21 protein-coding genes and 1 other RNA gene are annotated in these 22,543 nt (G+C 59.1%); 14 read left to right on the forward strand and 8 right to left on the reverse strand.

The window, feature by feature from the left end:
* The first annotated feature begins 5 nt into the window (after nt 1-5).
* Together J8C06_RS02585 and J8C06_RS02590 are read left to right on the forward strand one after the other, a co-directional pair.
* On the forward strand, nt 6-1,499 hold the full coding sequence (locus tag J8C06_RS02585) for an HlyD family secretion protein (RefSeq protein WP_211429237.1): 1,494 nt from the start codon (nt 6-8) through the stop codon (nt 1,497-1,499).
* The gene (locus J8C06_RS02590) at nt 1,489-3,045 is read left to right on the forward strand and encodes a TolC family protein (RefSeq protein WP_211429238.1); all 1,557 of its coding nucleotides are present in this window, start codon (nt 1,489-1,491) and stop codon (nt 3,043-3,045) included. The genes J8C06_RS02585 and J8C06_RS02590 overlap by 11 nt, the downstream gene beginning before the upstream one ends.
* A gap of 57 nt (nt 3,046-3,102) precedes the next feature.
* On the opposite strand, the gene J8C06_RS02595 is transcribed toward J8C06_RS02590, so the two are convergent.
* Together J8C06_RS02595 and J8C06_RS02600 are read right to left on the reverse strand one after the other, a co-directional pair.
* Entirely contained in the window at nt 3,103-4,389 is a 1,287-nt protein-coding gene (locus J8C06_RS02595) for a DUF1501 domain-containing protein (protein WP_211429239.1), read from the reverse strand.
* A 17-nt stretch (nt 4,390-4,406) separates the two neighbouring features.
* The gene (locus J8C06_RS02600; RefSeq protein ID WP_211429240.1) at nt 4,407-6,116 is read right to left on the reverse strand and encodes a DUF1800 domain-containing protein; all 1,710 of its coding nucleotides are present in this window, start codon (nt 6,114-6,116) and stop codon (nt 4,407-4,409) included.
* Nucleotides 6,117-6,462: 346 nt separating this feature from the next.
* On the opposite strand from J8C06_RS02600, the gene J8C06_RS02605 reads away from it, so the two are divergent.
* The 11 genes from J8C06_RS02605 to lipA all read left to right on the forward strand — a co-directional run bounded on the left by J8C06_RS02605 (nt 6,463) and on the right by lipA (nt 17,114).
* Entirely contained in the window at nt 6,463-7,092 is a 630-nt protein-coding gene (locus tag J8C06_RS02605) for a 4Fe-4S binding protein (protein ID WP_211429241.1), read from the forward strand.
* Nucleotides 7,092-7,391, forward strand: coding sequence for a hypothetical protein (locus J8C06_RS02610; RefSeq protein WP_211429242.1), 300 nt, complete (start codon nt 7,092-7,094; stop codon nt 7,389-7,391). Before J8C06_RS02605 ends, J8C06_RS02610 begins: the two co-directional genes overlap by 1 nt.
* A gap of 51 nt (nt 7,392-7,442) precedes the next feature.
* A complete protein-coding gene (locus tag J8C06_RS02615) occupies nt 7,443-7,817 on the forward strand; it encodes a CBS domain-containing protein (RefSeq protein ID WP_211429243.1) in 375 nt (124 codons plus the stop codon).
* 349 nt (nt 7,818-8,166) lie between these two features.
* Complete coding sequence (locus J8C06_RS02620; RefSeq protein WP_211429244.1) at nt 8,167-9,390, forward strand: hypothetical protein; 1,224 nt, start codon at nt 8,167-8,169, stop codon at nt 9,388-9,390.
* Nucleotides 9,391-9,929: 539 nt separating this feature from the next.
* Complete coding sequence (locus J8C06_RS02625) at nt 9,930-10,427, forward strand: NADH-quinone oxidoreductase subunit J family protein (RefSeq protein WP_211429245.1); 498 nt, start codon at nt 9,930-9,932, stop codon at nt 10,425-10,427.
* A 4-nt stretch (nt 10,428-10,431) separates the two neighbouring features.
* Complete coding sequence (locus tag J8C06_RS02630) at nt 10,432-11,127, forward strand: hypothetical protein (protein WP_211429246.1); 696 nt, start codon at nt 10,432-10,434, stop codon at nt 11,125-11,127.
* An 11-nt stretch (nt 11,128-11,138) separates the two neighbouring features.
* Nucleotides 11,139-11,441 (forward strand): NADH-quinone oxidoreductase subunit NuoK, encoded by a 303-nt coding sequence (gene nuoK, locus J8C06_RS02635; RefSeq protein ID WP_211429247.1) that lies wholly within the window; start codon nt 11,139-11,141, stop codon nt 11,439-11,441.
* A gap of 52 nt (nt 11,442-11,493) precedes the next feature.
* The gene (gene nuoL / locus J8C06_RS02640) at nt 11,494-13,428 is read left to right on the forward strand and encodes an NADH-quinone oxidoreductase subunit L (RefSeq protein ID WP_211429248.1); all 1,935 of its coding nucleotides are present in this window, start codon (nt 11,494-11,496) and stop codon (nt 13,426-13,428) included.
* A gap of 4 nt (nt 13,429-13,432) precedes the next feature.
* A complete protein-coding gene (locus J8C06_RS02645) occupies nt 13,433-14,956 on the forward strand; it encodes a complex I subunit 4 family protein (protein WP_211429249.1) in 1,524 nt (507 codons plus the stop codon).
* Nucleotides 14,957-14,998: 42 nt separating this feature from the next.
* Complete coding sequence (locus J8C06_RS02650; RefSeq protein WP_211429250.1) at nt 14,999-16,021, forward strand: DUF4351 domain-containing protein; 1,023 nt, start codon at nt 14,999-15,001, stop codon at nt 16,019-16,021.
* A 127-nt stretch (nt 16,022-16,148) separates the two neighbouring features.
* A complete protein-coding gene (gene lipA / locus J8C06_RS02655) occupies nt 16,149-17,114 on the forward strand; it encodes a lipoyl synthase (RefSeq protein WP_211429251.1) in 966 nt (321 codons plus the stop codon).
* Nucleotides 17,115-17,175: 61 nt separating this feature from the next.
* Here lipA and J8C06_RS02660 read toward each other — a convergent pair whose 3' ends face one another.
* The 5 genes from J8C06_RS02660 to ffs all read right to left on the reverse strand — a co-directional run bounded on the left by J8C06_RS02660 (nt 17,176) and on the right by ffs (nt 21,021).
* The gene (locus J8C06_RS02660; protein ID WP_211429252.1) at nt 17,176-17,904 is read right to left on the reverse strand and encodes an SIR2 family NAD-dependent protein deacylase; all 729 of its coding nucleotides are present in this window, start codon (nt 17,902-17,904) and stop codon (nt 17,176-17,178) included.
* A gap of 15 nt (nt 17,905-17,919) precedes the next feature.
* The gene (locus J8C06_RS02665) at nt 17,920-18,831 is read right to left on the reverse strand and encodes a CDP-alcohol phosphatidyltransferase family protein (RefSeq protein WP_211429253.1); all 912 of its coding nucleotides are present in this window, start codon (nt 18,829-18,831) and stop codon (nt 17,920-17,922) included.
* A 20-nt stretch (nt 18,832-18,851) separates the two neighbouring features.
* The gene (locus J8C06_RS02670; protein ID WP_211429254.1) at nt 18,852-19,490 is read right to left on the reverse strand and encodes a phosphatidylserine decarboxylase; all 639 of its coding nucleotides are present in this window, start codon (nt 19,488-19,490) and stop codon (nt 18,852-18,854) included.
* 13 nt (nt 19,491-19,503) lie between these two features.
* Entirely contained in the window at nt 19,504-20,841 is a 1,338-nt protein-coding gene (eno, locus tag J8C06_RS02675; protein WP_211429255.1) for a phosphopyruvate hydratase, read from the reverse strand.
* Nucleotides 20,842-20,923: 82 nt separating this feature from the next.
* Nucleotides 20,924-21,021: signal recognition particle sRNA small type (gene ffs, locus J8C06_RS02680), an RNA gene on the reverse strand.
* A 208-nt stretch (nt 21,022-21,229) separates the two neighbouring features.
* On the opposite strand from ffs, the gene J8C06_RS02685 reads away from it, so the two are divergent.
* On the forward strand, nt 21,230-21,841 hold the full coding sequence (locus J8C06_RS02685) for a hypothetical protein (RefSeq protein ID WP_211429256.1): 612 nt from the start codon (nt 21,230-21,232) through the stop codon (nt 21,839-21,841).
* A 64-nt stretch (nt 21,842-21,905) separates the two neighbouring features.
* On the opposite strand, the gene J8C06_RS02690 is transcribed toward J8C06_RS02685, so the two are convergent.
* On the reverse strand, nt 21,906-22,496 hold the full coding sequence (locus tag J8C06_RS02690; RefSeq protein ID WP_211429257.1) for a hypothetical protein: 591 nt from the start codon (nt 22,494-22,496) through the stop codon (nt 21,906-21,908).
* Nucleotides 22,497-22,543 lie beyond the last annotated feature (47 nt).

Here is a 22,543-nt window from a genome sequence, read left to right on the forward strand (position 1 = left end):
TGGTCATGGCGCAACCTGCACGTCAACTCAAAGCCATCCCCGGTAAGTTTCCATCCTCGGCCCCACAGGCGCTGAAGTTGGTTGAGTCGCCGCGTCCGGCGCGGCCGCTGGCGCTGATTCTCATGTTGGTGCTGGTCTTGTTTGTACTGGCGCTGATTTACGTGCCCTGGCAGCAGTCCATCACGGGCGTTGGGCAAGTCATCGTCTTTTCCCCAAATGATCGCCCGCAAAACGTGCAGGCACAGATTTCTGGCCGCCTCAAAGGCTGGAGAGTCAAGGAAGGCGATTTCGTGGAAGCTGGAACGGTTATTGCCGAAATCGCTGAAATCGATCCGAAATTTCTCGATCCAAATCAGCTCGAACGACTGGAGCGGCAGCGTGAATTTTTGGTGGCGCAGCGTGAGGCGGCCCAGAATCGAGCGGCGGCGCTGGCGAAACAAATTGCGGCGCTCGAGCAATCCCGGAACCTGGCCATCCCGGCGGCGGACGAGCGGGCGCGGCAAGCCGCCGACCGGCTCCGGTCGGCCGAGCAATCCCTGGAAGCCGCCAAGCAAAAGCTGCTGGCGGATGAACTCAACTTTGAACGTATCCGAGACCTGAACAAGGGTAAAAAAGACGCCGATGGCAACTGGATCATTCAACCTGGCTTGCGCTCCGACCGTGACTTTGAATTGGCTCGGCAAACGGTTGAAACATCGCGGGCGGATGTTGTTCGGTTACAGGCGCTCCTGGATGCCGCCGTCCGTGACACCAAGGTGGCCGACCTCGATGCGCGTCGGGTTGAAAATGACACCCTCGCCACATTGAGCAGTGCGCAAAGCTCCTATGCGTCCGCCCAGGAAACCATTGCTTCGCTGAGCAACAGCATCCAGAAGCTCGACATCGAGATTCAGAACTTCCGAGAACGGGTGACCCAGCGGCAGGTGGTTGCGCCACGCGCCGGTCAAGTCACCCAGTTGCGGGCGGTGGGTGAGACCGAGACGCTCAAATCAGGCGATGTCTTGTGCGTCCTTGTGCCCCAAGCCAAAGAAGAAGAACAGGCCGTGGAACTCCTGGTGAGCGACTTCGACGCCCCACTGGTGCGGGTGGGTGATCCCGTCCGGTTGCAGTTTGAGGGGTTTCCGGCTGTCCAGTTTGTCGCCTGGCCATCCGTGGCCATCGGCACGTTTGGCGGACGGATTGTCGCCATTGACTCAGTGGACGATGGGATGAACCGCTTCCGCCTGCTCGTCCGCCCGGACTATGACGCCATTGAACAGGGCAAGGATGATCCGTGGCCGGAAACGGCGATGCTGCGCCCCGGAACCCAAGCCACCGGCTGGGTCATGCTCCGGGTCGTCTCGCTCGGATTCGAGTTATGGCGGCAGTTCAACGGTTTCCCGCCGATGTTTGACCATAACCCAATCGAGCGGAAGAAGAAGCCCAAGGACGAAAAGGCGAAAGCCAAGACCGTCGGCAAAGGCAGCAAGGAAGACGATGGCGACAAAGATGACAAGTAAAGCAAAACAGAAGTGGATTGTCGTCCTAGGCCTATCGTTGCTCTGCGGGGCTGGAAGCCGTGATGAGGTGTTACTGGCGCAATCGGTGCCGCTTGGCATTGTTCAGACACCGACTGATGATGAGCGGCGATTGGCGTCCGCGGTCGCTCACGCCGCTGGCAGTCCACAGTCGGGCCGGCGGCCCGGGTTACCGCCGCCGGGGAATCCAAACCCTCCGTTGCTGCTGGAGCGCGTTTTTCAAATCATTGATGACCAGCATCCCAAACTGCGTGGCTCGGTGATCGAGCGCCAAGTTGCGACGGCTAAACGGATTGAAAAGCAAGGCGCGTTTGACCCCATCCTCTCGGCCTCGACCGATTACCTGCGCTACAACAGCTCCTCCAAACGCGGCCAGGTATCGGAAGCTTTCGGCATCGGAACCGAAGTCAATTTTCTGACGCGCTCCGGGATCAAGTTTTTTGTTGCGTCCAATCTCAACTTGGGAGCCACGAAGTCCCCGCTTTCGGCGACTGGTGACGCCGGTGAATACGTCTTCGGATTGAAAGTTCCGCTGTTCCGCGACTTCCGGGTGAATGAAAAGTCAATTGGCGAACGCCAGGCCCTGCTTGGCGAGTCACAAGCCGACATTGCCGTGACGCAGACGCGGCTAGAACTGTTTCGGAAGGCGGCCGACGATTATTGGGACTGGGTCGCGGCCAAGCGCCGCCTGGATGTGGCGCGCGACCTACTCAAGCTGGCTGAGATTCGGAATGACGCCATCCGCCAGCGAACTGTCGTCGGCGACTTGCCGCCGATTGATGCGGTCGAAGCCGAACAAGAAGTGCAGCGCCGGCAAGCTGGCGTGACCAAAGCCGAGCGGGATTTTCAAAAAGCTCAGTTCAAGCTGTCGTTGTCCCTATGGTTGGATGATGTCACCGCCCAGCCGCCGCCCGACGAACGGGTGGTCCTGGATGTCAGCCTTCAGCTCGAACCAACTGAAGTGACGGATGCCGAAATCGCTGATGCCATCAATTTGGCTATTCAGCGCCGTCCAGAGCTACAGGCGATTGCCATTTTGAAGGACACCACCCGCCTTGACCTCGATTTGGCGCGCAACCAGCGGCGTCCAGTGCTGGATTTTGCCCTCGTGCCAGGGCGCGACATTGGTCCGGGGGGTATTGGAACGACCCTCAAGGCCGGCGTCCTCTTTGAGCTTCCGCTTCGGCAACGCACGGCGGATGGACGCATTGCCCAGGCGCAGTTGAAGCTCCAGAAGCTGGATTTGGAAGAGCGGACGCTTCGGCAACAAATCACGACCGAAATTTACGATACGGCCTCGGCCATCAATACCGCCTGGCAGCGCTATCTGGCGACGAAACGCGAATTGGAAGCTGCCATCGTGCTCGAACGCGGTGAAAATCAACGCTTCCTACTGGGCGACAGCTCACTGTTTCTGGTCAACCAGCGTGAGCGAGCGACCGCCGAAGCGCGCAACAAGCTCATTGATGTGCAGGCTGAGTATGAACAGGCCCGCGCCGCGCTGCGTCTGGCGACAATGCAGTTCTGACACCGGCTGAAACCGGCTTCCCGGTGCGGGAGCCGGCTTCAGTGTTGTGGACGCTCATCAGGTGGTGGGGAGGTCGCTCCCCTGAACGATGCCCAGCGGATGATACGCGCCCAGCCCTGGAAATACCGTGCTGATTTGCGGGTTTTGTAACCGTCTGACAACCAGCTCGGCCAGCACTTGCCGATAATCGGTCGTCACCGCTAGGTCGCCGCCATCCAGCGCCGGATTTGAGAGTCCCGGCCACTGGCCGTACATACGCCCGCCGTTCACGCTGCCGCCCAGGACCAGCATGATCGAGGCTCGTCCGTGGTCGGTGCCGCCGCTTTGGTTTTCGCGCAGCGTTCGTCCGAACTCACTCATCGCCACGAGCGTGACGCGCTGGCGGTAGCGCACCATGTCGTTGTAGAAGGCGAGCAAGTTACGGGCCAGGGAGTCCACATTGGTGGCATAAGTTCCGGTCGTCAACCCTTGGTTGTTATGGGTATCCCAGCCGCCGACATCGAGGGTTGCGATCCGCAGACCAATGTCGAGCTTGATGAGCCGGGCAATGGTCATCAGCGCCGCACCCAGCGAGCCACTCTGGGTTTCCGGCTGGGCGTACACCGCGCCGTTTTCCGGTGTGTAAGCCGGAATCGCGCCACCCGTCGGTGGCCGTCCGATGGCGCTGTTGACATTCTGGATGGCCTGAATGGCATTGAACCCAGCCATGTGCAAGGCCGTTGTGCCGTTGTACATGCGGGTCATCGCCGGGAAAATGGTCGGGTCGCCGGGGAGCGCGAAATTATTGAGGTTGGGCATGGCAACGGCACTGCTGCCTTGAAGCGCGCCGGGCAGGCTGTTGGACGCCGCTACCGTCGGCAAGGGGCCGCCTTGTCCACCCGAGGTCGTGATGTGGCGTGTCAGCCAGCCGGTTTGCTGGCGTGCCGTTGGAACCCCACCTTCCATCAAGCTCTGGGCGTCAAAGTGGCTCCGGTTGGCGACGGTCAGTCCAACCGCTTGGACAATGGCCAACGCGCCGGCCTGATAGACATCCAGCAGCGGTTGGGCGCTTGGGTGCAGGCGAAAATCAATCCCGTTGCCAATGGGATTGGCCAGAGGCAGACCGGCGTTTTGCCCACTGTCGCGCAGCCGCAAGTTTGAGCGCAGCGCCACATAGTTTGGTTCATTGACCGGCGCGGCAAAGTTGAGACCGTCAATGCCGCCGCGTAAGTAAAGGACGACGAGAATTTCGTTTGTCCCGGCCGTTTGCCCGTAAACCAGTCCCCCGATGCGGGCCATGCCGCTGGCGGCATAGGCGGCCGTCAAGCTCGAACCGACAACAAATTGGCGTCTTGTCAATGGCATACGTTGGCTTCCTCCACTTATCGCCACCAGAAATCCGGCGACACGCACAGCCGTGCCGCCGTCAGGTTGATGCGGTTCGTAACTTCAGTTGTCGTTCCAGATGGCGGCGCATCGGCTGAAGCCGTTCCACGCAGGTATTCGATGAGTTCCTGATACACCTCCGGCCGAGCCGGTCGTCCCAGGATGCGGGCGACAAGGTAATCCACGATCTGGCGGGTGGTCGTGACGCCAGATGGGAAACTGGCGCGCAGGTTGTGTTGGAGCGCTGTGTAGCCGTTGGTGAGGGTGACGATGACGTTGCGCCAACTGGCGCGGAAGGTATTGGTGTTGAGCCAGTACCCGCTGACATCTGGAAACCCATTGGGCGGCGCCCAGGCAAAGAGCTGGTGGCCGGCTTCACTCGCCAATGTATAGGGTTGGTAGCTGCCGCCATTGTCGGCGAGATTGGCGTCAATGGCGCGCAGAAATGACATCAGGTAGTCGAATGGCCGTTTGGTTTTTTGGCCCCACGTCTCGGCAAATTCCGGCGATAACAGGATGGCCCGAACAACCCGCGCGATTTGGTCAGGCGCGTTCACGTGCTCGCGCCAGGCGACGATGGCCCGCTTGATCACGCTGGGCGGTGGGGTATCGGCGACGAGCCGGCGGCAGAGCTTCGTGCAGACAAACCGGGCCGTGCTGGGATTGGCAGCCAGGAGGTCGAGGATGCGCTGTCCTTGTATCATCGGGTTGGCCGAGGTTGCCGCGGGAAGGGGAACGTTGAGAACCGTCCGGGCCGCTGGGTCGTTCCACTGCGGGACGAAAATAAACTGCCCGGTGTTGGGCAGATTCGTCGTGCCAATGCGCTGTCCGGCCGCAATGGTCCAACCGGTCAACGCGGCTGCCACCTGCGTGACATCGTTTTCTGTGTAGCCGGTGGACATCTGTCCGCTTGGAAAGACCGGCGCATCGGCCGCATTGGGGAAATAGTTGGTGGCGCCAAGCGTATGCAGCTCAAGCAGCTCGCGGGCGAAATTCTTGTTGGGGGCCGTATTCCGGCTGCTAACCAAGTTGAGGTAATACATCATGGCAATGCTCTTGGTAACTTCCTCGAGCATGACGCGGAAGTTGCCTAGGGCATGCTGCCGGAATAACCGGTTGTACAGCGGCCAGGTGGCATAGATGCGGCCATTGCTGCGAGCGTCCACGTTGAAGTGGTCCTGCCAGAAGTCCACCAGCACTTCTCGGAGTTGCCACTTGCTATACACTGCCCGCAGCACCGTTTCGGCGCGCACTTCTTCCAGCGGACGGAAGCGTTCCGCTCCGGCCATCGGAATGTTGAAGTCACCGAGTGGCCAGAGTTCACTGAGCGGCTTGTTGAGTGCCGTGAGCGGACGCAACTCATCCAATGCGGGGTAGCCATCTCCGGCGCTGTAAGCAATGCGCAGGCGCGCGCTCTGGCGTTTGCTCAGAAATGCTGCATCATCGGCGTCGTTGGGGCGAATCTGTTCTTCGACGTAAGCGGTAAAGCCAATGGCGCGAATGCGGTCGAGGTCGCCTGGACGGGGTCCAAATCCCATGCGATTGGCCGCGATGACTTCCAGCGGCGGCAAGTTGGGAACGCCCGCTGCCTGGGACGTGTCGCGGTAAAGAGGAGCATTGTCATCCGTAGCTGGGTCGCCAGAGGCAAATAGGTCCCCAACCCAACCACGGCGCGAGAGCGCGGATGAAGATGTAGCCAAGGTCATACCTAGTCTCCGTAATAGATTCCCTTTTGCCTGGTTTGCGCCGTGTCAGGATGGGCGTTCAAGCCAGCGGTCAAGCTAGGGTGGCGGATTTGTCGAGAGAAAGAGTCATCGAAAGGTAAAAAAGTTTGAAATATTTTCAGCCGCACTGGCGACACGTCGCCACGCGCCAGACGATAGTCGTTCGTGACGGTAACGAGTCGTCCGGTAACGCTTGCGCGCGTTTCCAAAAAACGATGACGCAAGTTTTGTAGCCACAGTGTAGCGTGGAAGTAAGCGCGCTGTCGTCCCTCACTCTGCCAACCGGCTTACAAAGTAGAGATTTTCCCGCAGAAAGTTGGGTTTTTCTATGTCATCTGGAATGGTGTCAAGTGCCACGCTGGCTCGCCCACGTCGAAGTCTCCTGCCCTATCGCTTGGCGACGCAAATGGTGTTTGTGATCATCCATGTCCTTCTCATTCGGGCCGCGATCCCAAATCTCGCCTGGGCGATATATGGCATCATCTTCTGGGCGGTGCTGGTCTATCTGACCATGCGGACAGGCCGGTGGGTCTGTGCCTGGATTTGCTGGCTTGGTGGGGCGCAAGACCTCGTCGCGCGTTTTGCCAAGGCGCGGGTGACGTTCAATCCGCGTATTACGCAAGTTGGTGTCTTGGTGATTGCTGCGCTGTGGGTTCCGCTAGCTTGGTTATTTTGGCGCGATGCCATGACGGCACACACCAGTTCGGTGGGTTTTGACGCGCAAAACCTATGGTCACATGCGCTGCACCTGGGGTTGCTAGCGTTTGTGGTGGGTAGTGTTTTCGTTTTTGGAAAGCGTGGAGCTTGCCGGTATTTCTGTCCGTTTGGCATGGTGGTGGACGGATGCCGTAAGATACACCAGTCACCAACGCAGCCGGGGTTTGTTCAGCTTGGGCGGCGACGCGCAACGACAGTTTCAACGGCTGCCGAGAGCAAAGCCAATCCAGGAGAAACTTGATGATTTGTCAGGCCTGTGGGCGAGAGGTTCGCCTTTTAGGACGAGTTGGGCGGCTCGACCGCTGTAACGAGTGCGGTGCTGATTTACACTGCTGTCGTAATTGCCGATTTTTCGATGCCGGAGCGCGGTTTGAGTGCCGGGAGCCGATTGCCGAACCAGTCCGGGACAAGGCGGCGGCCAATCACTGTGAGCATTTCGCCCCAAACACGAAGATTCCACTGACCAGTGCCTCACGCACCCGAACGACTTCCGACGACGCCCGCAAAGCTTTTGAACAGCTTTTCAAAAAGAAAAACTAAAAACTCATTCCCGCGCCGGGTATGTAACTGCTGAGTTCTGGAGCCGTAGGCATGCGAGCCAAAGACCTGATGACAAGTGACTTTGACTTCATCTCTGGTGAAGCGACCGTGCGCGAAGCCCTAGAGTTGATGAACCAGACCCGTGTCCACTGCCTGATTGTCCAGCCCCGCGACGAGTACGATGGACATGGCATCATCACTGACCGCGATATTGTTTACAAGGTTATTGCGACCGGCGGGAGTCTCGACAAGGCCCATGTTCATCAAGTGATGACCAAGCCGATGTTTTTCGTTGAGCCGCTGCATGACATTCGCGCCGTTGCGCGGCTTCTTCGCGCGCACAAACTCACCCGCGCGCCGGTGGTTGAAGTCGGTAAAATCATTGGGATTGTCTCGATTACCGATATTGTCCGACACATCCAGTAGCCCACGGTAGGGACCGTCTTCTTCAAAGCTGCGTCTGAAGATGTGGCTCGCCGTTGATAACGGTGCGACAGGACACATATTGCCATTCAGCAGAAAATCCCCAACTTTCCTCTTCCGTGCAACGTCCAAGGGATATTCGCGGGAAACCGCCAGCGTTCTCTGCAGGAGGAAACCCCCAGTGAAGACAAGCTGTATGGTGGTCTGGTTGTTGCTTACCGCATGGCTGACGAGCACCCCAACGTCGGCTCAAGGCACACCCGCGGACCAGGACTGGCGTCCCAGAGTCCGTCCAATAGGAGATCCAAAAATCAATTACCTCAACGTGGAATTTACGGTGGACGGAAGCTACATGGTCTGGTTTGAGGGGACGGATACGAGCGGGGGGAGCGGGATTGTCTGGCACTGCGGCGTGAACCCAAAGACCGGAGACCTGATACCACCTGATGGACGTGGTTTCCGAGCTTTTGAATCCACTTCTTGGGGGCGTGCTAATCCGGGCTATGACCGGCTGGGGCCCTACTACGTTGGGGCTGATCAAGAAGGGAAGTTGCGGTTGGTGCGGCCGGAAAGCCCAACCAAGGGGCAGGTGGTAACACTGGCAACGCCACCTGATCCACGACGACGGGCAATTTATCCAACCAGCCTGCCGGAGCGAGACGGTGGCTTTGTCTTCTTTATTCAAAATGAGAAAACACCTGGTGCCGGCATGCGTGCCAACGAGAACACGTGGGTGGAGTTACAGTACATCAGCTTGTCTGAGCCAACCAAAGTCCGTCCCATTGAGCGGCAGGAAACGCCGCGATTTGGCTTTGCGCCCATGGACACCGGGTTTGCCCGCTGGATGCGCAGGCGTCCACTGCTGACGTTTGGTGCGCTTTCCAAGACAACTGGCAAGGTAGAGGTGCGGGTTTTCGACGCCGATGCGCCAGGGCGTGGAGCCGTGGATGTCATCATGGATGGTTACACCAAGATTGATCCTTACCCAGCGGCGCTTGGTGATTTTGAGTATGTCTTTGCCGGCATTGACGCAACGGCGACCAGTCATATTTATCGGCGGCCGGCTGGTCAGGCTGCGGATGCACCGTTTGCGTTGTTGGGGAAGCTTTCCCCATCTGGCACCCGCCTAGCTGAGCCGAGCCTAGCGCAGTCGCATGAGCCATTTATGTACAATGGAGGGCTTTACACGGTGTACCAGGTCAACAACCGGGGGCGTGGTTTTTTCGATACGACATTTCGCCAGCCAGGGGAACTGTGGTTGGCCGACCTCAGCCGTGAACCGATTCGGCAGTGGTTGATTGCACCAGATGAGGGTGGGATGGTCGCTGAACCGGAGCCGTTAGCGACAGCGCATGGCGTTTGGGTTTTCTACACCTGTCCAATCCTGGAGGAAGTGATGGGCGACCGGTCAGGTGGCACGCCACCGGCCGCTCCTAGCGGTCGTTGGCGCGAGCGTCTCAGGCAGCGGCGTGGCACGTTGCCCGGACGTCGCCAGCCGATGCCACGTTTCGCGCTTTTTCGGGCTGAACTTCCAATCCGTGCCACAACCAGCAGCACGGTTTCAGCTTGTTGGTAGGCCTGGCATTGTATTCACCTACCAAACTGACGCCTAAGGGTGTGCTGAAAACCCCTGGCTGACCGGTTTGTGGTGCGTTGAGGTCTGACATTTGGGTAAAACCCCATCAAGAGCTAGCCGCAACCCGCCTACCACGTGGGTTACCGGTCAAACCTACTCCCAAGTGCACCGGCTCCATGTGCGCCGGTTAAGCGTGAAGCACCGACACACTAATGGCTCGGGGCAACCCGATGGGGTTTCACACCGGCCCCGCGTGTGCCAGTGGTGTGGTGTCGCGGCTTCACGCCTTGGGGTGTTCAGTGGGCAAGGCAAGTCAAGGTGCGCAGTCTGGGGGGCATCTGCACTCTTTCTGCCCTGACGGGGGCAGCGATCCCCTCGACGGCGGGCACACCCTAGGCCGTCGAGCGGCAGCTGAGCTTGGCTTTCAGCACTAAAGGCTTGATTTTTGACCAAGAAAAGCATTCCAATCGGCGTGTATGAAAACTCACGGTGAGGTGGTGACGCAACGTCACCATCCCAACCACCGCAGCTAGGCGGTTATGACCTTTCAACAGCTTTTGTTCATTGGCTTTGCAAGCTTGGTTCTGGGCGGAGCCGTGTCGGTGGTGATCCTGCGGAATCCACTCTATGGGGCTTTTGCGCTCATTACGTCCTTCGTTGGCTTGTCGGCGCTTTATGTGATGATGGGCGCGCAGTTTATTGGCGCGGCGCAGATCGTCGTCTATGCCGGCGCGATCATGATGCTTTTTGTTTTTGTCATCATGCTGCTCAACGTCCGCGCTGATGAAGAACGTCCGCCACGACATCGTTTTCTCACCTGGTTGGCCGTCCCATTTGGACTCTTGTTCAGTGTGCAGGTTTGGCTGGCCGTCTCGGATGTTACGGCCGACCGCACGCCATCCGGCGAAGCGGGAACTGTCGAGCGGGTTGGCAAAAACCTCATGACCCGCTATTTGTTGCCGTTTGAGCTGACATCGGTGCTGATTCTCCTGGCGGTCGTCGGCGCGCTGCATCTGGCGAAGCGTGAAAAGGAATAATGTGATGCGACATAGAGCAGGGGTCTGGGCGATGGTGGGTCTCGGCTGGTTGCTGCTGCTAACCGGCGGGGGACACCCCGTTGCTGAAGCATTTGCCCAGGGTGGCGACCGAACCGAATACCTGATGGTAGGTTACGCCCCGAAGGGCCGCGTGCCGGGCGTGGTCGTCTATCGCAATGACGGTGGGACACTCCGGGGGAAGTGGACAAACGGACAGGCCCAAGGGCGTATTCTGACCGAAACAGCCATTCCCCAAACACTCACCGAGGGCATCGAAGGAACCTACGAAACAACTGGCACAAACCCGGACGGGCGGACCTACCGGGGCAAGTTAGGCATTCGTAAGGTAGGCGACAAAGTGTACACCCTTGCCTGGACAAATGGCGACACTGGGATCGGTATTCTGGCCGGGCAGGTGTTGGTCGTTGGTTATGGTGACCAAGCTGGGGTAGCACTCTATGCACTCAAAGCCGATGGAAGTGGTGAAGGTGGTTGGACGACCGTCGCTACAGATGGCGGGATTGGGCGCGAGCGGTTTTTCGGCGGTGGCGGGCTGACAGCAACCCACCGGACGGCCGGCACGCTCCCGAATGGGGCTGCCTATGAAGCGACGGTGACGATTACGCGGGAAGGCAATGTGTACCGTTTGGTTTGGTCAACCGGTGAGGTTGGTATTGGGTTGCTGACCACCGCTAAATGAAGTGAGCGATTATGGTTCCTCTGTCGTGGTATCTCATCTTGAGCGCCCTTCTCTTTGCGACCGGCGCGGTCGGCGTGTTTGTCAAAAACAACATCATCTCGACACTGTTGTGTCTGGAGCTCATGCTCAACGCCGCTAACCTGGCGTTTGTCGCCTTCTCGATGTTTCAGGGGACGATTGAAGGACAGTTGTTCGTCATTCTCGTCATGGCCGTGGCGGCGGCGGAAGCCGGGGTTGGTCTGGCCATCGTCATTGCTCTTTTCCGCAACCGTGAAACCCTTGACGTAGATGAATCGAGCTTATTGAAACTCTGACGTTGGATTTTGAGTCTGCCACCCTGTTCCGCGCGGGGTGACGAAAACTGGCATGCTGACGCTGATGATCCTCGCGCCGCTGGTCGGCGCACTCCTGCTGACGTTTGCGGGTCGCCGATTAGGCGAGCGGCCGGCAGGTATTGTCGCCTGCCTGTCTGTGGCCGTAGCGACTGGCTGCGCTTTCGCTGTCTTTTTTCTCCGGCTGCTGCCGGCTGCGCCCGGTGCCGACGGTGTCCGACGGGTGACCGAACGCCTGGGGACATGGTTCGCGGTTGGCAACTTCACGGCCGACCTTGGTTTGACACTCGATCCACTGTCGGGCGTGATGGCGCTGTTCATTACAGGTGTTGGCCTGCTGATTCACGTGTTTGCGACCGGTTACATGCACGGCGATGATGGGTACGTGCGCTTTTTTGCCGCCTTGAACCTCTTTGTCGCGGCAATGCTGACGCTCGTCTTGGCTGACAACCTACTGTTGATGTTTGTTGGGTGGGAAGGCGTTGGCGTCTGCTCCTACTTGCTCATCGGACATTACTTCACCCGTGACGAAGCGGCCGACGCTGCCCGCAAGGCTTTTGTGTACAACCGGATCGGCGATGCCGGCATCGTTCTGGCGACCTTTCTGCTGTTTATGCAAGCCGGCAGCGTGAACTTTGCCGCCATCAACCGGTGGGCAGCCCAGCAACCGGTAGAGAGCCTCGGCTGGGCGGCAATGGGGGCCGGCGGACTCACGACAGTTGGGTTGTTGCTCCTGTTGGGCGCTGCCGGCAAGAGCGCGCAAATCCCACTGTTTGTTTGGCTGCCCGATGCCATGGCCGGCCCAACGCCAGTTTCGGCCCTGATCCATGCCGCGACGATGGTCACGGCTGGGGTCTATCTGCTGGTCCGGTTGAACGTCGTGTTTCTTCATGCGCCGACGGCTGCCGTCGTTGTGGCGGTGGTCGGTGCGGCAACCGCGCTCCTGGCCGCGACGATTGCGGTGGGACAGGATGACATCAAGCGCGTGCTTGCCTACTCAACCGTTTCGCAGCTTGGTTTGATGGTTATGGCCTGTGGTGCCGGAGCCTTTACGGCCGGCGTCTTTCACGTCACAACCCACGCTTTCTTCAAGGCGCTCCTCTTCCTGGGGGCTGGCAGTGTCATTCACGCCCTGCATGAGGAACAAAACCTACGCAAGATGGGTGGGCTTGGGGCGTTCCTGCCCATCACGCGCTGGACAATGACGGCCGGGTGGCTGGCGATTGCCGGCTTCCCCTTGCTCTCCGGCTTTTTCAGTAAGGATGAACTGCTGTTTGAAACCTTCACTTCTGCCCTCTTACCCAGTGGCTTGGCCAAAGTCCTGTGGGGCGTCGGATGGCTGACTTCGTTGCTCACGGCTTTCTACATGACACGTCTCATGGTGTTGACCTTCCACGGTGAGCCACGCGAAGCCGTCATCCACGGCCAACCGCATGAGTCGCCGCCGGTGATGACGATTCCACTGATCATCTTGGCGGTGCTGTCCGTGTTTGGCGGACTGCTGGGTTTGCCGGAAGCCTTTGGGCTGCATCCGTGGATGCGTGACTTTTTGTCACCACTGGTGTTGATACCAGCCGAGTCGTCGCCGAAAGCAGCCGCGCACAGCTTGGAGCTAATCCTGATGGGTGTTTCAGCAGCGACGGCGCTGGGTGGCATCGCCGCCGGATGGTTCTTCTTTGGACGGCAGCCGCTCTGGGAAGCTCCGCAGGTTGTACGGTCGAAGTACTGGGTAGATGAAGCCTATGCCGCCGTTGTCGCGCATCCACTGGTGGTACTGGCGCGGCGTGGGTTGTGGATGGGCTTGGATGTCTCGGTCGTCGATGGACTGGTGGGGGGCGTTGGGCGTACCGTGTCCAGCCTGGGGGCAACGTTGCGAGAAATGCAGTCGGGTTACGCCCGTGGCTATGTCGTGATGCTGTTTATCGCGGCACTTCTGATTTTGGGCTACTTCGTTTTCGGTCAGGTTTGAGGTTGTGACGTTTCTCGATACCGGTTTGCTGCTCATCCTGCTTGTGGTGCTGCCAATCGCCGGCGCACTGGCTATCATCGGGGTTTCTGCGGCTTCGATTGAGTTTGGTCGGCGCCATGCGCTGACCGTGGCGTTGGTCGCGGCACTGATGACCTTCGGACTGGCGCTGCGACTTATTTCCCAGCATGCCAACCCGGCGCTGGTCGTGGATGCTCCGTGGATTCCGATCCTCGGCGTCAACTTCCACTTGGCCATTGATGGTCTGAGCCTGTGGCTCGTGCTGCTCGTCGCGCTGCTGACCCCGCTGGCGATGCTGGTCAGCACGTCCATCACGGCGCGTCGTCAGGTGTACTTTTTGCTCATCCTGGTCTTGGAAAGCGGACTCATTGGCGTCTTTTTGGCCCGTGACTTGGTGACCTTCTACGTTTTCTGGGAAATCGTACTGATTCCTGCCTACTTCCTGATCGGGATATGGGGAGGGGAAGGCCGCCTGGCGGCTGTGACGAAGTTTTTCCTCTACACGGTCGTTGGCAGCCTGCTGATGCTGTCCGCCATCATCGGTCTTTACGTGGCGCATGGCGAGGCAACCGGACGTTACACCTTCGATCTGGATGCGCTGGTCGCAGCGCGCAACCTGCTTCCCATGGAGTTGCGCACGTGGTGTTTCTGGGGCTTCGCGGTTGCCTTTTTCGTCAAGATTCCACTGTTTCCGTTCCACACTTGGCAGGCCGATACCTATGCTGAATGCCCGACGCCGGTGACGGCGCTCCTGTCCGGCGCAATGTCAAAGATGGGAACCTATGCCCTGGTTCGGTTTGGCATGGGATTGTTCCCGGATATTGCCCGCGAGTGGGCGTTGCCGATCCTTGCGCTGGCGGTCGTGAGCATTCTCCATGGCGCGCTCGTGGCGATAGTTCAAACGGATTTGAAACGCCTGCTAGCATATTCGTCACTGAGTCACTTGGGATTTGTCACGCTCGGTGTGTTTTCCTTCACGGTCTATGGCGTGGAAGGCGCGGTGTTTCACATGGCGGCGCATGGGGTGACGACCGGGGCGCTCTTCTTGCTGGTTGCCATGCTTGAAACGCGCCGGCGGACGACGGCGCTGGACGGCTTCGGGGGACTGGCGAGTACGATGCCCAGATTTGCTTTTCTGATGGTTGTGGCAAGCCTGGCGTCGGCCGGCGTACCGTTCACCAACGGCTTCATCGGTGAGTTTCTCACGTTGCTTGGCGCGTTTACATCGGTTGCCGGACCCTGGTTTGCCGTGGCTGCCGCCGCCGGCATGGTGTTGTCGGCGGTATATCTCTTGACGGCCATTCGGGAGACGCTCTTTGGCCCGCACCAGTCCGTGTTTGAGTCACCAGACATGGACTGGCGGGAGATCGCCGCTGTCGTTCCGCTGGTCGTGCTGATGCTTGTCATGGGCATTGCGCCGGGCTTTTTTCTAGGGCCGACGCGACCGGCCATTCCGTCGGCAGCCGTGGCAGCGCGAAACCCTGCGGGGCCGTCACCTAGTGCGCCCTGAAGTCGCTCGCCTCACGCCGGCAGACACATAACCATTCTGGTCATGACCGATGCTGCTCATCACAATGCTTACGACCAGGCGTTCAAGTATCTCGCCGACACTGACCCGCATGCCCTGCTTACCCTGTTTGGTGCGCTCCCGGTCAATGTTCCCGCCACGATTACCCCACTTGCTAGGGAACTCATCACCTCGACCCGCATTCCCGACGCAATCTACTTGATTGAGTCCGGCGGGGAGCGCTGGATTGCCCACATCGAGGTTCAAACCCGTTATGACCCAGAAATTCCCCAGCGGCTGCTGGACTATGCCGACCGGTTGCGGATTGCCCACAACAACCTACCGGTGCAGGCATTTTTGGTGTTGTTGACGGCACGGGGCGTCCCCGATCCGATTCCGACGGAAGGTGTGTTGGCGTTGGGGAGGCTACGGATGAGTTTTGGGTACACAGTGGTGAAGTGGTGGGAGCTGGCGGCAGATGCGGTACTGGCGATGGGGCAGACGGCGCTGCTGCCGTTAGTGCCGCTGATGCGGGGCGAGCGGTCAGTATTGGCGAAGGCAGCGGAGCGGCTGCAATCCGTAACCGATGAAGGGCAGCAGCAGGAGTTGCAGTTGCACTTTTTGGTTCTAGGTGGGCTTCGGTATGATATTGAAGAGTTAATCGGAGTTTTGGGAGGAACGGCGATGATTCGGTTAGAGCAGCTCCGAGAGTCGAGTGTATATCAGATGATTTTGCAAGAAGGCCGAGCCGAAGGACTTGCTCAGGGGTTTGAGCGTGGGTTGGAGCAAGGGCTTGAGCGTGGGTTGGAGCAAGGGCTTGAGCGTGGGCTGGAGCAGGGCCTTGAGCGTGGGCTGGAGCAGGGCCTTGAGCAAGGGTTTGAGCGCGGTCTTGAGCACGAGCGTTTGTTAATGACGCGCCTGTTGCAGCGCAAGTTTAGTGTATTACCATCTGACGTCGCAGCGCGCGTACAGATGCTAGGGAGGGAAGCCCTCGAACGGCTGGCTGACGATCTTTTTGACCTTCCCGATGCGGACGCCCTTGCCGCTTGGCTTAATCGCGCTGAATAGAATGTCAAACGAAACGATGAGGTCCGGTGTGCCGACCCGAGGGGCGGCGGTCTTGCCGTTGCCGCTTGCGGCAAGGGCGTTAGGGTGACTTGTTTCTCACGGAAGCCGCTCCTAGAATGGGCCAGCTATGGCTGATCGCACCTTTACCCGTCGTGACCTCCGCCCGGAGCGCAAGCCCGAATGGCTCAAAATTCGGCTCAACGCGCGTGAAAAGTTCCAGGAAGTCGCCCACATGGTGGACGACCTTTCCCTCAATACGGTTTGCCAGGAAGCGCGCTGCCCAAACATCTGGGAATGCTTTTCTAACCGGACGGCTACCTTCATGCTCATGGGAGACATCTGCACCCGGCACTGTGGTTTTTGTGCCGTCTCCAAAGGTGCGCCGCGTCCACTTGATCCTGATGAGCCGGGTCACGTAGCGGAAGCTGTTCGCAAGCTCGAACTCCGCCATGCCGTGATTACATCCGTCAACCGCGACGAACTCCCGGACGGTGGCGCGCAGCACTTTGCGGCTACGATTCGGGCTGTGCGCCGTCTCAACCCAGGTTGCCGGGTCGAAGTGCTGATCCCTGATTTTTGCGGCAACTGGGATGCCCTCGCCACGGTCATGGACGCCCGTCCGGATGTGCTCAACCACAACACCGAGACGGTCAAGGCGCTGTACAAACGTGTCCGGCCAGACGCTGTGTATGCTCGCTCGATGGAATTACTCCAGCGGGCGGCTGCGTATCGTTCATCCGACTACCCGGTGCTGACCAAATCCGGTGTCATGTTAGGTCTGGGTGAGACCCGCGACGAACTACTGGAAACCATGCGCGACCTGCGCGCTCATGATTGCGACATCCTCACCTTAGGGCAGTACTTGCGCCCAAGCCTGCGCCATCTGCCGGTAGAGAAGTTTTATCACCCAGACGAATTCGCCGAACTCAAGCAGATTGGGTTGGCGATGGGATTCAAGCACGTTGAGGCCGGCCCATTGGTCAGAAGTTCTTACCATGCCCATGAGCAAGTGGCCGAGGTGGATGCACCCATGGCTGGCCCCCCGGCGCGGCCATCGCTTGTACAACTGATGCGCCGTCCATCGGCGTCGTGATGGCGCTGCGCTTCAACCCAACGACACGTCTCCTGTGACCGCTTTCAGCTCCACACTGGGACTACGCTTCAAACAACTGTGGCACGATGTCACCAGCCCTGCCGCGGAGCGAAAGGGTCACATGAGGGGTGAGATCGGTCGCCTCTGGGTTGACTTCAATGACGGCCGCCCCGGCGTCACGGGCTGCCAGGGGAATGAGCGCCGCCGGATAGACCACCCCGGACGTGCCGATCACCAGGCAGGCGTCACAGCGCATGGCGGCAAGCTCGGCTTCTTCAAAAGCGCCGGCCGGGAGCATTTCGCCAAAGAGAACCACGTCTGGCCGGATTGGCTCATCCGCGTCGCCGCGCGGTGGCAGGGTTGGTAGTGGCGTTTCAGGCAGGTCATAGCGTTTGCCGGTGCGAAGCCCGCGCCCGCGCCAGATGTTGCCGTGAAGCTCGATGATATGCTTGCTGCCGGCCTTCTGATGCAGTCCGTCCACGTTTTGGGTGACAACCAAAAACTCGGCAAAACAGGACTCGGCCTGGGCAACGGCGACATGCGCTGCGTTTGGCGACACGGCCTTGAGCAGTGTCCGGCGGTAATCGAACCATTCCCACGCGGTCGTGAGGTCCTGTTCCAATAAGCCAAGCGATGAGGCCACGGCGGCCGGCATGCCTTTCCAGGTGGCGTCACTGCCACGAAACGTTGGCACGCCTGATTCAGCCGAAATACCGGCCCCTGTGAAGATCACCACGCGCTTGGCCTGGGCCAGGTAACGGCGCGCCAACTTGAGCTGGTCGTCTGTCATACCGGCAAGGAAACCTCATTGAACCGTTTCTGCGGAAGCCGGGGTCGTCGTCGGCGTGGCTTTGCGGCGAAACAGTCCGGCCAGTTTTCCGGCCGGGCCCTGTCCGGCGTACAAAATCGCCAGAATCAGGAGCGTCCACTCTGAATAGTTGTAAACGAAAAAAATCAACAGCCCCAACGACAACAGCACAACCTGCGGTCGCTGGGCGTAAGGGCCAAGGTCCTTGAACGAGTTGAACCGCAGCGTGCTGACCATCAGCAGTGCCAGCGTCACGGCCAGCGCAAACAACCCAATGGCCCACTCCACCGGCGTAATCACGAACTCCTGCCCAAACATTCGATAGTAGGTTTCCTGATAGACCACCGGAAGCGGCGTGAAGTGTACGATTGCCGCCAGCAGTCCAGCGGCGGCCGGCGTCGGCAGCCCGACAAAAAAGCGTTTGGCAGTTTTGGCATTGGTCTCGACCGGCAGTGGCTTACTCGCCTGTACATTGAAACGCGCCAGCCGCAACGCGCAGCAAATCAAGTGAATGAAGGCCGCGCCCCAAGCCAGCTTCTGGAACGCCGGGATGCCTGAAAACCCCCAGGTGTACAGCAGTACCGCCGGGGCAATGCCAAAACTCAGCACGTCGGCTAGGCTGTCAAGCTGTACCCCAAAGTCACTCGTGGCCTTCATCAGGCGCGCAATGCGTCCATCAAGGAAGTCACATAACACCGACCAGCCAATGCACAACGCTGCAATATCAAAGTGCCGGGTTGCCGTCTCCGGATCGTTCAACGCAATGTACTTGTAGCCTTTTACGCTTTCGACCACTGCGTAGAACCCCATGTAGATATTGATACAGGTGATGAAGCTTGGCAGGACATAGACGCCTTTGCGCAGGCGGCGGCGCGTGAGACGTTGCTTGGCTTCCGTGTCGCGGTTCATGGTGTTGTCAGGCGTCCCAGTCACTCCGGTGAGCAGATCCGTCCAATAATGGTCGCGCCGCCAACCACCCGCTGCCCCTGCCGAACGCAGAGCGCCACTTCCGGTGGAACGAGCAAGTCAGTGCGCGAGCTAAACTTAATCAGCCCAATTCGTTCGCCGCAAGCCACCTGGTCGCCCGTTCCTTTCCACAGCACACATCGCCGGGCAATGAGTCCGGCAATTTGCTTGAGCGTGACGGTGATCCGCGCTCCTTCAAGAACAACAATAAACTGCTCGTTGGTGAGTGCCGCATCGTCCCGTAGCGCGCTCTTGAACTGTCCCGGCCGGTGCATGACATCCCGAATGACACCGGCAATCGGCGCGCGGTTGATGTGAACATCAAGCGGCGACAAAAAGATGCTGACCAGCCAGGGGGATGCCGGATCATCCGGCGTGATTGGTCCAAGACGAGTGATCAGTCCGTCTGCCGGGGCAACGACGATGTCATCACCGGGCGGAATGGCGCGCTCTGGGTCACGGAAGAAATAGGCGACAAAGACCGCCAGCAGCCCTACCAGCACAACCAGCCCCCACACTAGCGGAAGCCAAAACGCCACCAGCGCCAGCAGGAGCGCCGCGCCGCCGCACCATAGCAGGTATGGATAGGCTTCCTTGGCCATACATCCGATTGCGTTAGCGTCCGCCGCGGGCCGAGCGAGAGGTCGTTGCCTTGGGTGGCTCGAACTTCACGTTGTAAAACGCCCCGACGCCCGGATAGATGGCATTAGCGCCAAGTTGTTCTTCAATCCGCAGCAGGCGATTGTACTTTGCCAGGCGGTCGCTGCGGCTGGCCGAACCAGTTTTGATCTGTCCCGTATTGAGCGCAACCGCTAGGTCGGCAATGAACGCATCTTCGGTTTCGCCTGACCGATGCGAAATGATGGCCGTGTAGCCGTGTGTCCGTGCTAGCTCAACGGTATCCATGGTTTCGGTGAGCGTCCCAATCTGGTTGACTTTGACGAGAATCGAGTTGCCGACGCGCTGTTCAATCCCCTTCCGCAAGTAAGTGACGTTCGTCACGAACAAGTCATCGCCGACAAGTTGTACCTTGTCACCCATTGCCTTGGTCAGCAGCGCCCAGCCCGTCCAGTCGTTTTCGGCCAAGCCGTCTTCGATGGAAACAATCGGGTATTTCCGCGCCCAGTCATCCCAGTAGGCCACCATGTCTTCAGGGCTGTGTTTCGATTGATCAGACTTTTTGAAGATGTAGTGACCGTTTTCAAAAAACTCGCTCGCCGCCGGATCAAGCGCAATGGCGACTTGGACGCCGGGCTTATAACCAGCCTGCGTGATGGCTTCGAGCACCAGTTCAATGGCTTCTTCGTTGGAGCGCAGGTTGGGCGCAAAGCCGCCCTCATCCCCAACCGCCGTGTTGTAGTTGCGCTTGCGCAGGACGCCCTTGAGGGTATGAAAAACTTCCACGCCCCAGCGCAGGGCTTCGGCAAAGGTGGCCGCGCCGCAGGGAGCGATCATGAATTCCTGAAAGTCAACGTTGTTATCCGCATGCGCGCCGCCGTTGAGAATGTTCATCAGCGGAACGGGGAGGGTTCGGGCGTGCGTTCCCCCCAAGTAGCGATACAGCGGCAACCCAACCGCCTGGGCTGCCACACGCGCCGTGGCCAGCGATACGGCCAGCATCGCATTAGCGCCCAGTTTGCGTTTATTGGGTGTACCATCGAGCGCCAGCATTTCGCGGTCAATGCCCTGCTGGTCAAGCGGGTCACGTCCGACGAGTCGTTTGGCAATGGTCGTATTGATGTTGGTGACGGCTTTCTGAACCCCCTTACCGAGATAACGGCGTTTGTCACCGTCACGCAGTTCGAGGGCCTCATGTTCACCCGTCGAGGCTCCAGACGGAACGGCGGCCGTGCCAACCAGTCCGTTGGACAAGGTCACATCGGCTTCGACCGTCGGGTTGCCGCGTGAATCCAAGACTTCACGGGCGTGGATACGTTCAATCGTGAGTGCCATAGAAGGATGCCTCGTTGTCGCAACCCAGTGAGGGGAAGGATAGGCGGGCGCGCAGCCGCAGATCAGGCGCAAAACGAAGCCAGGCTTCCGAGCTTCCCCGCACACTCCGCAAACTCACTACCGTTGCTGTATCTCTACCCTGGCGGGGTTCGTCAGCCCTTGGACGCGCGGGACCCGAAAGCCTGATAAGCGCTCGCCTCGTGACAAGCCAAAGGACTATAGGCAGCTCAAACGCTTGTGTCAATCGTTCCACAAAAGCTCGATTCCAAAAGCTCGAACCGAAAGACAGGAAATGGCACGAACGCCTGACCGCCACGTTAGAACAAGCACCCCACTCTAGAAGAGCAATCCATACTGCAAGAGCAATCCATAACAGGCTTCCCAATGTGTGAGTTTTGATTACAATGCCCCGCTTATGCCAAATGCCGCGACTCAAGTAACGCCAGGCTTTCTTTACATGCGCTTCTTACTGCTTTTCTGCACGCTCCTTTTCTTTCCGTTCTTTGCCAAACCGGCGGTTTCGCAATGCAATATGCGCGTGATGGACACCCGTGAACTTGTCCTCAATGCCGACCTCATCGCTCGGGTGCGCGTCCGTTCCACCAAGAACATTCGCAATCCAATGTACGGGCAGGTAGCGGTGCTTGAAATTCTTGAAGTGATTTACGGCGACCCACGCCGCCGTGAAGTGCGCGTTTGGGCCATGAGCACAACCTACTGCGCCCGCGATGCTTACGCACCTCAGCAAGAAATGCTGGTGTTTCTGGCGCGCGACCAGACTTCCTTCCACACGGTCAACTGGCAATATGGTCAGTTCCTAGTGACGAATGACATCGTTGAAGCCTGGCGGGGCCGTTCGGCGGAGAGTGCCACTACCCTAGCAGCTACGCGGCAGCCGGACGTGCCGCTTGGTCAACCGCGTCCGTTTACTGAAGTCAAACAAGAAATCTTGACGTTGCTTGAAGAGGTTCGCCAGAGCAGCAAGGCACGCCGTCCGTAGCCGGTTGCCGATTGAAGCGCCAGCCGGACACGACGTGCGTTAGAAGATATTCGGCCTAAAGCCATCAGGATTTGCCGTTGACCCGCAAGTACAGCCGCTTGGCGTGGTTCCGCGCAATCAGCGAGAGCCGTAGATCATTGGCAAGGCTCGAAAACAGCTCGGCGAGCGCTGCCGGTTCCGCAATGCGCTGGCCATTCAGGTCGGCTTCCACGTCGCGCAGAAGTTTTGGCATATCGAGCGGCTGATACCGTCGCGCGGTCTCTATCTGGCTGACGCGCTGGTGCTGGGTCACGAGCCCGCGGAAAAATTTCCCCAAGTCGAGCAACACCGGGTTTGGTGTGTAAGTGAAAGCCAACGAAATTGACCTACCGTTGACGAGCAGGGTCAGCTTGTTGAGTCCCAAGTTGGCATGTTTTTCTGATGGTGGCATGGGCGACAGTTCAGCCGCTTTAGTCGCCAGTTGCTGAAGCCGGAGCAGGGATTCCGGGCGCAGCGCGACTGGAGCATGGGTGAGGTCGGGTACGTCTTTTTCAACGTACTCCAGCCTTCCACGTCCGGTCGCGTCGAGTGTGATAAGGATACGTGTGATGAGAAAGTTTGGCTGCTCAAACTCGTAGCGATAAGCTTCCGCCTGCGGCGCGGCATCTGACCTCATCCAGCCGCCGCCTCCCGCCAAAAGCCCTAACCCAATCAAAAAGCGCC

The organism is Chloracidobacterium validum, assembly GCF_018304825.1.
Lineage (GTDB): Bacteria > Acidobacteriota > Blastocatellia > Chloracidobacteriales > Chloracidobacteriaceae > Chloracidobacterium > Chloracidobacterium validum.